Source organism: Cutibacterium sp. LaCa_89 (assembly GCF_058177555.1).
In genome coordinates, this window is record NZ_CP190889.1 from 1,000,236 (window position 1) to 1,012,832 (window position 12,597).

At 63.3% G+C, this 12,597-nt stretch carries 10 protein-coding genes; all 10 read left to right on the top strand.

The genetic code is table 11. From position 1 onward, the window contains the following. The first annotated feature begins 8 nt into the window (after positions 1 to 8). The 10 genes from ACP8LP_RS04615 (at position 9) to ACP8LP_RS04660 (ending at position 12,574) form a co-directional block, all read left to right on the top strand. Positions 9 to 1,016, top strand: coding sequence for a glycine betaine ABC transporter substrate-binding protein (locus tag ACP8LP_RS04615; RefSeq protein WP_016665718.1), 1,008 nt, complete (start codon positions 9 to 11; stop codon positions 1,014 to 1,016). A gap of 73 nt (positions 1,017 to 1,089) precedes the next feature. Further along, entirely contained in the window at positions 1,090 to 2,058 is a 969-nt protein-coding gene (locus ACP8LP_RS04620; protein WP_371258438.1) for a bifunctional riboflavin kinase/FAD synthetase, read from the top strand. A 494-nt stretch (positions 2,059 to 2,552) separates the two neighbouring features. Further along, a complete protein-coding gene (rpsO, locus tag ACP8LP_RS04625; protein ID WP_002514283.1) occupies positions 2,553 to 2,816 on the top strand; it encodes a 30S ribosomal protein S15 in 264 nt (87 codons plus the stop codon). Positions 2,817 to 3,143: 327 nt separating this feature from the next. Beyond that, the gene (locus ACP8LP_RS04630) at positions 3,144 to 5,351 is read left to right on the top strand and encodes a polyribonucleotide nucleotidyltransferase (RefSeq protein WP_484483300.1); all 2,208 of its coding nucleotides are present in this window, start codon (positions 3,144 to 3,146) and stop codon (positions 5,349 to 5,351) included. 179 nt (positions 5,352 to 5,530) lie between these two features. Then, on the top strand, positions 5,531 to 6,271 hold the full coding sequence (gene dapB, locus ACP8LP_RS04635) for a 4-hydroxy-tetrahydrodipicolinate reductase (protein ID WP_004808670.1): 741 nt from the start codon (positions 5,531 to 5,533) through the stop codon (positions 6,269 to 6,271). 16 nt (positions 6,272 to 6,287) lie between these two features. Next, complete coding sequence (locus ACP8LP_RS04640) at positions 6,288 to 7,103, top strand: DUF2993 domain-containing protein (protein WP_036975331.1); 816 nt, start codon at positions 6,288 to 6,290, stop codon at positions 7,101 to 7,103. Between the two features lie 107 nt (positions 7,104 to 7,210). After that, a complete protein-coding gene (locus tag ACP8LP_RS04645) occupies positions 7,211 to 8,950 on the top strand; it encodes a pyruvate dehydrogenase (RefSeq protein ID WP_484483301.1) in 1,740 nt (579 codons plus the stop codon). A gap of 120 nt (positions 8,951 to 9,070) precedes the next feature. Next, entirely contained in the window at positions 9,071 to 10,225 is a 1,155-nt protein-coding gene (locus tag ACP8LP_RS04650) for a glycosyltransferase (RefSeq protein WP_083940434.1), read from the top strand. Next, positions 10,222 to 10,872 carry a lysophospholipid acyltransferase family protein gene (locus ACP8LP_RS04655; RefSeq protein WP_016665712.1) on the top strand — a complete coding sequence of 217 codons (651 nt, stop codon included), beginning with the start codon at positions 10,222 to 10,224 and terminating at the stop codon, positions 10,870 to 10,872. Before ACP8LP_RS04650 ends, ACP8LP_RS04655 begins: the two co-directional genes overlap by 4 nt. 10 nt (positions 10,873 to 10,882) lie before the next feature. After that, entirely contained in the window at positions 10,883 to 12,574 is a 1,692-nt protein-coding gene (locus ACP8LP_RS04660) for a ribonuclease J (RefSeq protein ID WP_334353346.1), read from the top strand. Positions 12,575 to 12,597 lie beyond the last annotated feature (23 nt).

Sequence of the window (12,597 nt, forward strand, 5' to 3'; positions counted from 1 at the left end):
GTACAAGTATGGTTCGACGCAAGGTCATCGCCGTGGCCTCCATCCTGACGATGGGTGCCCTGACCCTGTCTGGATGCGATGCCTCCAACAGCGGAAACGGAGAGTCCGGCAGCTCTGACACGGGCTCCGACAACGTCAACACGAAGTGGGCCGACTGCACCCCGGGTACCGGATCCAAAGACACCACGTCCATGAAGACCGATGATGACAACAAGATCACCATCGGTGCCTTCAACGGTTGGGATGAGTCCTTTGCCACTGCCGGAATCATCAAGAACGTCCTGGAGAAGGACGGTTACAAGGTGACGATCAAGGGATTCGACGCCGGCCCGGGCTATGCCGGACTCGTTGCTGGTGACATCGACCTCATCACGGACGGCTGGCTTCCCCTTACTCACGCCGACTACGTCAAGCGCTACGGCGACAAGATGGAGAATCTTGGCTGCTGGTATGACAACGCCAAACTCACCATCGCCGTCAACAAGGACTCCAAGGCGCGCACCATTGGCGACCTCAAGACCATGGGGGATAAGTACGACAACACCCTGTACGGCATCGAGGCAGGTGCCGGGCTGACGAAGGCCACCAAGGATTCCGCCATTCCGAAGTACGGCTTGAAGAACATCAACTTCAAGATCTCGTCGACCCCGGCGATGCTGGCTCAGCTCAAGAAGTCCACCGACGCCGGTCAGGACATCGCGGTGACCTTGTGGCGTCCGCACTGGGCCTATGGGGCCTTCCCGGTTCGCGATCTCAAGGATCCCAAGAAGGCCATGGGCGAGGCTGAGGTGCTATACAGCTTCAGCCGTCCTGGATTCGCGAAGGATCATCCCAAGGCCGCGCAGCTGGTGCGCAACATGGTCTTCGACGACAACACCCTCTCGAGCCTCGAGAACACCATGTTCTCCGCGGAGAACTACGCAGGCAAGAACCAGGAGAAGGCCGTGGCGGAGTGGACCTCGCACAATAAGGCGTGGGTCGACAAGCTCAAGTCCGGCGAACTCGCCGAGAGCTGATCGGCAGGACGGGCCGCCCAGGTGGGCGGCCCGGTTCGTATCCTGACGCGGTGGGACGCCTGCCAATTCCGCGATGACGACGCCCAGTGATGATTTTCGGATTCGGGCCATGGGCGGTTGTCCCCATAGACTGCCGGGCGTGTCTGTTCCCGAGGAATCGTCAACCGTCGTCATCGGAAACTTCGATGGTGTGCACCGTGGCCACCAGGCCCTTGTTCGGCAGGCCAAGAGGCTTGATCCGGACGGTTACGTCGTCGTCGTCACCTTCTGGCCTCATCCGCTGACCGTCCTGGCCCCTGACCAGGCCCCGGCTCTGCTGTGCCCGCTGGAGCGACGCATTGACTGGTTGAAGGAGGCCGGTGCCAGCGAGGTGCGCGTGGTCAATTTCACTCCGGAGATCGCGAATTGGTCCCCAGCGGCCTTTGTCGAGCGAATGATCAGCCCTCTGCAACCCGAGCATGTCTTGGTGGGCCAGAACTTCCGCTTCGGACGTCACGCCGTGGGCACTCCGCAGGCCCTGTCGGAGATTGGCTGTGGTCGCTTTGAGGTTCATGCCATGGATCTCGTCGCCATTTCCGGTGTCACGGTGTCGTCGACCCGGGCTCGCGAGGTGGTGGCAGCCGGCGATGTCGCCGAGGCCGCCGAGTTGCTCGGACGCCCCTTCGAGGTCGGTGGGGTCGTCGTCATGGGGGACCAGCGCGGACGCGAGCTGGGATTCCCGACGGCCAATCTCGTCCTGCCGGAAGGGCGTGCCGTTCCGGCTGACGGGGTGTATGCCGGATGGTTGGAGCCTGGTAGCGGTCCGGACGCCGGTCGCCGACTTCCCTCTGCGATCTCGGTGGGGACCAACCCGACCTTCGACGGTGTCGAGCGTCGAGTCGAGACCTACGTCATCGATCGCGATGATCTCGAGCTCTATGGAGTCGACGTCAAGGTCACCTTTGCCGAGCGACTGCGTGGGCAGATCAAGTTCGACGGTATCGAGCCGCTGATCTCGCAGATGACCGACGACGTCGACGCGGCACGGCAAATCCTGGCCTGAGGCTGGCAATCACGTCCGGCAGTTCGGGGGCGGTGCGGTGTGAACGCCGCGGGAATACCCGGTAGGTCATGTTGTCGCTGACCATGTATCGAAAGGTAGTTTAGGCGTGGCCAGTTGCCGATCCCTGGTCGCGAGTCATCCCCGCGTCACCGCTGTCGTTGTTGCCGCTCTCGGTATCCTGTCCCTGTGCCTCAGTGGAGTTGTGACGGGCCACCTCGCCTCGTTCACTCCCCATGGCTGTCGGTGGGTACATCGTCATGACCATCAGTGCCGCGATCTTCGAGGAGGTGCTGTGCCGCGGAACCTTCGTCAGGTCGGATACACCTTCTGCATGGGGGTGCCCGGCTGCTGTCCGGCACATGCGAATTCGCACTCGACGGGGAAGAGCTGATATTCTCACCCAGTTGCCGTCAGATCGGCCGCGGCCTTGGAAGAGTCCCCTGCAGTAAGAGCGTCGGGGACGCCGCGCAGCGGACAGGAAGGAACCCACCGAGATGGATGCTGCCGAGAAGAAGAAGATCATCGAAGAGTACGCGACCCACCCCGGAGACACCGGTTCCCCGGACGTCCAGGTCGCCATCCTCACCAAGCGCATCGCTGAGCTCACCGAGCACCTGAAGGTCCACAAGGGTGACCACCACTCCCGTCGTGGCCTGATGCTCATGGTTGGCCAGCGTCGTCGTCTTCTCAACTACATCGCGAAGAACGACATCGAGCACTACCGCGAGCTCATCGCTCGTCTCGGCCTGCGTCGCTGAGCGTCGCGGATCACACGAATTGACGGGGTGTCCCTTCGGGGCGCCCCGTTTTCATGTCCGGAGTCATACGGTCATGCCGTGAAGCGGGTACCCACGTCCTGAACGCCTGGAAACCAGGATTCGTGGGATTGACCACAGATGCCCTAAACTGAAAGCCACAATCAGAATTACTGTAACCGTCGACTGCCTCCCCATGACACATGGGTCCTCGGTAGTGGTCACCGGGGCACGGTCCCGGCGGCTTCGATCGAAGACCGGTGTGGGTTTACAAGAGGCGCCTTCTGGACCGCCAGCGGGCGGCGGTCGGCCCTGCGAAAGGACATCCCTGTGGAGGGACCCGGACTCGAATTCACCGAGGCCATCATCGACAATGGAAAATTTGGCAAGCACGTCGTCCGCTTCGAGGCGGGACTGCTGGCTCAGCAGGCGGATGGATCCGCCGCCGTCTACCTCGATGGTGACACCATGCTGCTGTCGGCCACCACGGCTGCCAAGACTCCCCGCGATTCCATCGACTTCTTCCCGCTGACGGTTGACGTCGAGGAGCGCATGTACGCTGCCGGACGTATCCCCGGCTCCTTCTTCCGTCGTGAGGGACGCCCGTCTGAGGGCGCCATCCTCGCCTGCCGTCTCATCGACCGCCCGCTACGCCCCTCCTTCGTCAAGGGTCTGCGCAACGAGGTCCAGGTCGTCGTGACCGTCATGGCCCTCAATCCGGCCGTTTACTACGACGTCGTCGCCATCAATGCCGCCTCGATGTCCACCCAGCTCGCTGGTCTGCCGTTCTCCGGCCCGATCGGTGGCGTCCGGATGGCTCTCATCGACGACCAGTGGGTGTGCTTCCCATCCGTCGAGCAGCGCAAGGAGTCGGCCTTCGACATGGTCGTCGCCGGCCGAGTGCTCGCCGACGGTGACGTCGCCATCATGATGGTCGAGGCCGAGTCCACCCCGGCCACCTGGGACCTCGTCCGTGGCGGACGCACGGCTCCGACCGAGGAGGTCGTCGCCACCGGTCTGGAGGCCGCCAAGCCCTTCATCAAGGTGCTGTGCGACGCCCAGGTCGCCCTGGCCGCCAAGCTGCCCAAGGAAACCTACGACTTCCCGGTCTTCAAGGACTACGAGGACGACGTCTACGCCGCCGTCGAGGAGAAGGCTGCCGACGAGCTCTCCCGCATCGAGCAGATCGCTGCCAAGCTGGAGCGTCAGGAGGCTGAGTCCGAGCTCAAGACCCGCATCAAGGCCGAGCTCGCCGAGACCTTCCCGGAGCGGGAGGCCGAGATCTCCGGCGCCTTCAAGGCCGTCATGAAGAAGATTGTCCGCAAGCGCGTCCTCGACGAGGGTGTGCGTATCGACGGTCGCGGGCCCCGTGACATCCGTGCCCTATCGGCCGAGGTCGGCGTCATCCCGCGTGTTCACGGTTCTGCCCTCTTCCAGCGCGGCGAGACCCAGATCCTCGGTGTGTCGACCCTCAACATGCTCGACATGGAGCAGAAGCTCGACACCCTCTCCCCGGAGACCACGCGTCGCTACATGCACAACTACAACATGCCGCCGTACTCCACCGGTGAGACCGGTCGTGTTGGCTCCCCGAAGCGCCGCGAGATCGGCCACGGCAACCTCGCCGAGCGCGCCCTCATCCCGGTCCTGCCGACCCGTGAGGAGTTCCCCTACGCCATCCGTGAGGTGTCCGAGGCCATCGGCTCGAACGGTTCCACCTCGATGGGTTCGGTCTGCGCCTCGACCCTCGCCCTGCTCAACGCCGGTGTGCCGTTGCGCGCCTCGGTCGCTGGCATCGCTATGGGCCTCATGAGCGAGACCGACGAGGGCGGCAAGACCAAGTACCTCGCCCTCACCGACATCCTGGGTGCTGAGGACGCTCTTGGCGACATGGACTTCAAGGTCGCCGGTACCAGCGAGTTCGTCACCGCCCTGCAGCTGGACACCAAGCTCGACGGCATCCCCGCCGACGTGCTGGCCGGTGCCCTCAAACAGGCCAAGGAGGCTCGCACCGCCATCCTCGAGGTCATGAACGACGCCATCGACTCTCCTGACGAGATGGCTCCGACCGCGCCTCGCATCATCACCGTGCACATCCCGGTCGACAAGATCGGTGAGGTCATCGGCCCCAAGGGCAAGATGATCAACCAGATCCAGGATGACACCGGTGCCAATATCTCCATCGAGGATGACGGCACCATCTTCATCGGTGCCGACAACGGCGATTCCGCCGACGCTGCCCGAACGATGATCAACTCCATCGCCAACCCGCAGATGCCAGAGGTCGGTGAGCGTTACCTGGGCACCGTGGTCAAGACGACGAGCTTCGGTGCCTTCGTCTCCCTGCTGCCTGGCAAGGACGGCCTGCTGCACATCTCCAAGATGCGTGACCTCAACGAGGGTAAGCGCGTCGAGGCCGTCGAGGACGTGCTGTCGGTCGGTCAGAAGATCGAGGTTGAGATCGCTGAGGTCGACGACCGGGGCAAGTTCTCCCTGGTCCTGGCCTCCCACGAGGAGGACGACGACACCGAGGAGTGAGTCATCAATCCTGGAGTCGTTGATCCTGTGAGGGACTGACATCAGCGGGATGTCCTGGCACTTTCGCCAGGGCATCCCGTTCGTTGTGCGCGGATGGATCATTCCTCGGGAACGTCAGAGCATCTGGGTAGTCTGGATGCGGCGCCGGGCAGGTGCCGTCGTCAGGAAGGAAGGTCCAGATGATCAAGGTTGCCGTATTCGGAGCCAAGGGACGTATGGGAGCTTCGGTGTGCCAGGCCGTCGAGGAAGCCGAGGACACCGAGCTCGTGGCCGCCATCGACAGTGGCGATGACCGTTCAGCCGCTGAGGGAGCCGACGTCGTCGTCGATTTCACCACCCCCGACGCCGTCATGGACAACCTCGCCTGGGCCATCGACCACGAGATCAACACCGTCGTCGGCACCACGGGTTTTGACGAAGACCGCTACCAGACCTTGCGCGACCAGCTCGCCGACCATCCCAACACCGGCTGCCTGGTCGCCCCGAATTTCTCCATCGGTGCCGTGCTCATGATGCACTTCGCCGAGGAGGCTGCGAAGTTCTACGAGTCGGTCGAGGTCATCGAGCTGCACCACCCCAACAAGGTCGACGCCCCTTCCGGCACCGCCCGCACCACCGCCGGCAAGATCGCGGCTGCCCGGCAGAAGGTCGGCATGGGAGAGGTCCCTGACGCCACTCAGAGCCAGCTCGACGGGGCTCGCGGAGCCGTCGTTGACGGGGTCCACGTCCACGGTGTCCGCCTGCGCGGCCTCGTCGCCCATCAGGAAGTGCTCTTCGGAGCCGAGGGGGAGACCCTGACCATCCGCCATGACTCGATGGACCGCGTCTCCTTCATGTCGGGCGTTCTCACCGGCGTGCGCGGTGTCCTTGATCGTCCGGGTCTGACCATCGGCATCGAAGGGTTGCTCGGACTTGAATGAGCGTCCTGATTTCTCGATGACGCCATCTGAGCCGACTCAGGTGCTACCGCCCAGGCCTCAGATTGATACCGGGGCGGTGGTGACGGTCGAACGTGATCGTCGTCACCACCGCCTCATCAAGTGGCTCGTCGCCGTCGTCATCATTGCCTTGGTCGCGGTCGCGGCGGTGATCACCGATCAAACCTTCCGAGCGAGAAGTGAGAAGGCCATCGCGGCCAATATTGCGGAGTCAGTCGGGGCGGACGAGTCGAGCGTCGGTGTCACGATCCGCAATCGCCCCTTCCTTGGGGTCTTGCTGACCGACGAGCTCCAGGGACTTGACGCGACCATACCAACGGCGACCGTCGCTCGAGACGAGACGACGGTGACCTTCCATGACGTGAACATCCACGCCAATGGGATCCGTCATGCCCGTGAGGAATCCCGGATGGTCGCCGAGACGATGTCTGCAACTGGTCGGGTCGACTGGCCCGAGCTGTCTCGGCTGGCAGGCGGCAAGATCACGTACAACGATGACGCCGGTGCGAACCGCAAGGTGACCATTGTGCGCGACATGTCGGTTCTGGGAGCCCGAGTGGGTGTCAGTATCTCAGCCGTTCCTGGCGTCGAGACCACATCGCGGCGGGTGACGTTGACGAGCCCATCGGCGAGCTTGGACGGCATTCCGATTCCGGACATCCTGCTCAAGTCCGTTCTGGAAGGCATCACAGATCGATTCACCCTCCCCGATTTGGGTAATCTGCATTACGAATCCCTCAAGGCGACGCCGAAGGGATTGGAGTTTTCCCTTGTCGGGACCGAGGTGAAACTATCCGACCTCACCGGAAAGTGATCAGCTTGGCGCGAATGATGAGGTGAGGCTAGGCCAATAAGTCGTATTCTGGTCAGTGGCCGCTCGGCCGCCCACCACATGTCGACAGTTCCGTGGAGGTCCCTTTCATGAATGTTGCCGAACAACTCGTCCAACAGCTCCTCGATGCGGGGGTGCGGCGGATCTACGGCATCGTCGGTGACTCCCTGAACCCCGTCGTTGACGCAGTTCGCAAGACCGGCGGTTCTGTCAAGGGCGGTATCGACTGGGTCCACGTTCGTCATGAGGAGGCTGCGGCCTTCGCCGCTGCTGCCGAGGCAACTCTGACCGGCGAGCTGGCTGTCTGCGCAGGTTCCTGTGGTCCGGGCAACCTGCACCTCGTCAATGGTCTGTTCGACGCATACCGTTCCCAGGTCCCGGTTCTGGCCATCGCCTCCCACATCCCCAGCGTCCAGATCGGCATGAGCTACTTCCAGGAGACCCACCCGGATCGCCTCTTCGTGGAATGCTCTGACTACTGCGAGCTGGTCTCGACCCCCGAGCAGGCACCTCGCGTCGTCAACTCGGCCATTCGCCATGCTGTCGCGGGCAGCACCGTCTCGGTCGTGACCCTCCCGGGCGACATCACCGACAAGAAGGCTGCCGCTCCGTCGCCGGTCTTCGTCCCGAGCCGTCGTCCCTCCACCGAGCCGAACCCGGAGGACGTCCGTCAGCTCGTCAAGCTTCTCAATGACGTCAAGAAGGTCGCCATCTTCGCCGGTGCCGGCGTCGAGGGTGCTCATGACGAGGTCTTGGCCCTGGCTGACAAGCTCAAGGCCCCGATCGGTCACTCCCTGCGCGGCAAGGACTTCATCCAGTACGACAACCCCTTCGACGTCGGCATGACCGGTCTGCTGGGTTACGGTGCGGCAGCCGAGGGCATGAATGATGCCGACGTGCTGATCCTGTTGGGAACCGATTTCCCCTACAACCAGTTCCTACCTGGCACCCTCACGGTTCAGGTTGAGAACCGCCCGGAGAAGTTGGGCCGTCGTACCGACGTCTCCTTCCCGATCCACGCCGACGTCAAGGCCCTGTGCAATGCTGTCACCCCGCTGCTCAAGCAGCATGATGACAAGTTCCTCAAGGCCACCATCAAGCGTCACGCCAAGATTATGAAGGCTCCGGTCGGCTCGTACACCCGCAATGTCGAGCACATGAAGCCGATCCACCCTGAGTACGTCGCTCACCTGCTCAACGAGCTGGCTGACCGCGACGCGATCTTCACTGCTGACACCGGCATGTGCAATGTGTGGACGGCTCGTTACATCGATCCGTTGGGTACCCGTCGTCTCATCGGATCCTTCCTGCACGGATCGATGGCCAACGCTCTGCCGCATGCCATCGGCGCCCAGGCATCTCACCCTGGCCGACAGGTCATTTCAGTGTCCGGCGACGGCGGCCTCTCGATGCTCCTTGGCGAGCTCGTCACGGCCCGCATGCTCAACCTGCCGATCAAGGTGGTTGTCTTCAACAACTCCACCCTCGGCATGGTCAAGCTGGAGATGCTGGTCAATGGGTTGCCCGACTTCGGGACTGACGTCCACGACGTGAACTATGCCGGGGTCGCCAAGGCGATCGGGTATCACTCCGAGCGGGTTGATGATCCGCGCAATATTCGTCGTGCTCTTCGTGATGCCCTCGACTTCGACGGGCCGGCCCTCGTCGAGGTGCTCACTGATCCCAACGCCCTGTCCCTGCCGCCGGAGATCAAGGGTGAGCAGATGATTGGGTTCGCCACCGCCATGAGCAAGATCGTGCTAAACCGTGGTGCCGGTGAGGCCGTCTCGATGGCCACCTCGAACATGCGTAACATCCCAAGATTCTGAGAGATCACGTTTTGGGGTCCGTCCGACGAGGACGGGCCCCACAGGCATTTTCGGACCAGGATCACGGGACCGAGGTTGGATGGCGTCAATGCAGGCAATGAACAGCGGTGGTGCTGCCGCATGAGGATCCTTCTTGTGGTCGACGCCCTCCAACCAGGAAATGGGACGACGGCCTCGACCCTTCGTTTTTCCCACGCATTGCGTGACCAGGGTCACGAGGTGCGTTTACTCAGCGTCGAGTCGACCCCGGTGCCCAGCACTCGCGGGATCCCCGTGGTCGGCGTGCCCGTCCTCTACCTGCCGCTCATCACCCACCTGGCTGACCTTCAGAACGTCGATCTCGCGCGCCCAGTCAGGGCCATTGTCTCCTCAGCGGTGGCCGAGGCTGACCTCGTGCATGTCGTCATGCCGTCGCTATTGGGGGCTTGTGCCAAACACGTGGCGCAGCATGCCGGTGTTCCCGTCACCGCGGGTTTCCACATCCAGCCTGAGAACATCACCTACAACGTGCACCTGGCCAACGCTCGACGCCTTGCCGACCGCATTTATCGCATGTTGTGGCTGGCGTTCTACCACGATGTGTCCCACATCCATGCCCCCAGTGAATTCATCGCCGAGCAGTTGCGCAGACACGGTTACGACCAGCACCTTCACGTCATCTCGAATGGGGTGCCGCCAGAGTTTCGGCCCGGCCCGCCACGAGAGACGTGGGCTCTGGACAGCTCTGGCCCTGCCACCGTCATGACTGTCGGCAGGCTCTCACCGGAGAAGAGGATCGAGGTCCTCGTCGACGCCATTGCCCGGTCTCGACATCGCGATCGGATCCGTCTGGTGGTCGCCGGTCGAGGGCCGCAGCGAGAATGGTTGCAGAGGCGAGCCGAACGCACTGGGGTTGACACCTGCTTCGTCAGCCACGACCGTCCGGAGGACCTCATCGCTGAACTGCGAGCCGCCGACCTTTACGTTCACCCCGCAGACGTCGAGATCGAGTCCTTGGCTGCCCTGGAGGCGTCCTCGGTCGGGTTACCCTGCCTCATCGTCGACAGCCCGCTGTCGGCCACTAGCCAGTTCTGTCGTGTCCCCGAGCACGGTCTGTGCCCGCCGCGCGATCCGGAGAGGATGGCGGCTGACATCGATTGGTGGCTGGAGCACCCGAAGGAGCGTGAGGCCGCGGGCAAGGCCCAGGCACACTGTGGCCAGGAGTACGCCCTGGACAGATCGGCTCGGTTGCTGGTCGAGATGTTTGACGCCGCCATCTCGGGGCCGACCGGATGAAGAAGCTCCAGCGACTGGCTTATCTGACGATTGTCGGCCCAGCTGCGGTGATTCTCACCGGGATGACCTTCGCTTTTCGCCGGCGAGGACACCACCATCTGGAGCCAGGGACGATCGTCGTCAGCAACCACGTCCACGATTTCGACTGTCTGGCCCTGGTGCGGGTGTTCTGGCCGACCGGTCTGAGGTTCAACTCGCAACCTTCCAACTTCGACATCCCGGTGGCAGGGCTCATCCTGCGAGCCTTCGGAACGATTCCGGTTGACGTTTCTGACGTACGAGGTTTCTTCTCGGCCAATGCGCAGGCGCTGGCTGACGGTGACTGCGTCGTCATCTATCCAGAGGGAGACATCACCTGTTACGAGATCTCCGCAGGGACCTTCCGTCCAGGGGCCTTTGCCCTCGCGGTGCGCACCGGTGCCCCGGTGGTGCCAGTGGCACTGGTGCGGTCCGGGCGGAAGCTCGGAGTCAAGTGGCGGCGTCCGCAGCTGGAGGCCAAGGTGGGGCCGCCGATGTATGCCGATGAGACCCTGCCACGACGCCAGGCCAGGGAGGAATTGCGCCAACGAGCTGAGAACTTCGTCTCTCAGGCCCTTGATGAAGCGGTCAGGACACATCGGGGCGAAGCTGTCGGAGTTTCCCGATAGGCTTCACGCCGTGGCTAATACTGGATTGACGACACCCCCGGACCTGCAACCGGACGTTCTGCGCATCATTCCCCTCGGCGGCCTGGGAGATGTCGGACGCAACATGTCGTGCTACGAAATCAATGGGGAGATCCTTCTCATTGACTGTGGGGTGCTCTTCCCCGAGGACGACCATCCGGGAGTTGACCTGCTCCTGCCGCACCTGGACTACCTCGACGACGACAAACTGTCGCGGGTCACGGCCCTGTTGCTGACCCACGGCCACGAGGACCACATCGGTGCGGTGCCGTTCCTGCTCAAGCGTCGTCCGGACATCCCGGTCTACGGATCCAAGCTCACCCTTGCCCTGGTGGAGGCCAAGCTCAAGGAGCACCGCATCCGCAACTACGACCTGCGCGTGGTGCGTGAGGGCGACGCCGCCGAGATCGGCGAGGAGTTCGACGTCGAGTTCGTCGCCGTCAACCACTCCATCCCCGACGCGCTGGCCGTCTACGTCAAGACCGACGCCGGGTCGATCCTCAACACCGGCGACTTCAAGATGGACCAGCTGCCCATCGACGGGCGGATCACCGACCTGCGGGCCTTCGCCCGGCTCGGTGAGGAGGGTGTCGACGTCTTCATGGTCGACTCCACCAACGCCGAGGTGCCCGGGTTCGTGCGTTCCGAGCGTGACCTCGCCCCGGCCATCGAGCAGACCTTCGACCAGGCCACCCAGAAACTCATCGTTGCCACCTTCGCCTCACACGTCCACCGCGTCCAGCAGGCGGTCGACGCCGCCGTGCGGCACGGTCGCAAGATCTGCTACGTCGGGCGTTCCATGGTGCGCAACATGGCGATCGCCCGCGACCTGGGCTACCTCAAGGTGCCCGACGACTCACTCATCGAATTGCGTGATCTCGACAAGTACCCCGACGACAAGGTCGCCATCATCTGCACCGGTTCCCAGGGCGAGCCGCTGTCGGCCCTGGCCCGCATCGCCCACGGTGAGCACCGGGACATCTCGGTGGGGGAGGGTGACGTCGTGCTCATGGCGAGCTCGCTCATCCCCGGTAACGAGAACGCCGTCACCCGCGTCATCAATGGTCTCATGAGCTGCGGTGCCACGGTGGTGCACAAGGGCAATGCGCTGGTTCACGTCTCCGGGCACGCTGCCCAGGGCGAGCTGCTCTACGCCTACAATGTCGTGCGACCGCGCGCCGTCATGCCGATCCACGGCGAGAACCGGCATCTCACGGCGAATTCCCGTATCGCGGTGTCCACCGGTGTGCAGCCCGAGGACGCCATCGTCGTCACCGATGGCGGCGTCGTCGACCTGGACGATGGCCGGGCCAGCGTCGTCGGCAAGGTGGATGCTTCCTACATTCTCGTCGAGGGAACCGGGGTGAGCGAACTCACCCCCGATGCCCTGGCCGATCGCAAGATTCTCGGTGAGGAGGGGTTCATCTCGGTGTCGGCCGCCATCAACCCCAAGAGCGCGAGCATCGTGTCGGGGCCAGACATCAAGGCTAAGGGATTCGCCGAGGACGATCGTGGCTACGACGAGATCCGCGACCGACTCGTGAGCGAGTTGCAGTCGGCGATGCGCGGCGGCATGAGCGACCAGCACAAACTCCAGCAGGTTGCCCGACGCACCATCGGGCGCTGGGTGGCGCAGACCTACCGACGTCGCCCCATGATCGTGCCGACCATCATCGTCGTGTGAGGGTAATTTGGACTCTTGGGTGA

Bases quoted from the DNA above. Each gene is read 5' to 3' on its own strand.
- ACP8LP_RS04615 (WP_016665718.1), top strand. From the start codon at position 9: ATGGTTCGACGCAAGGTCATCGCCGTGGCCTCCATCCTGACGATGGGT.
- ACP8LP_RS04620 (WP_371258438.1), top strand. From the start codon at position 1,090: ATGACGACGCCCAGTGATGATTTTCGGATTCGGGCCATGGGCGGTTGT.
- rpsO (WP_002514283.1), top strand. From the start codon at position 2,553: ATGGATGCTGCCGAGAAGAAGAAGATCATCGAAGAGTACGCGACCCAC.
- dapB (WP_004808670.1), top strand. From the start codon at position 5,531: ATGATCAAGGTTGCCGTATTCGGAGCCAAGGGACGTATGGGAGCTTCG.
- ACP8LP_RS04640 (WP_036975331.1), top strand. From the start codon at position 6,288: ATGACGCCATCTGAGCCGACTCAGGTGCTACCGCCCAGGCCTCAGATT.
- ACP8LP_RS04645 (WP_484483301.1), top strand. From the start codon at position 7,211: ATGAATGTTGCCGAACAACTCGTCCAACAGCTCCTCGATGCGGGGGTG.
- ACP8LP_RS04650 (WP_083940434.1), top strand. From the start codon at position 9,071: ATGAGGATCCTTCTTGTGGTCGACGCCCTCCAACCAGGAAATGGGACG.
- ACP8LP_RS04655 (WP_016665712.1), top strand. From the start codon at position 10,222: ATGAAGAAGCTCCAGCGACTGGCTTATCTGACGATTGTCGGCCCAGCT.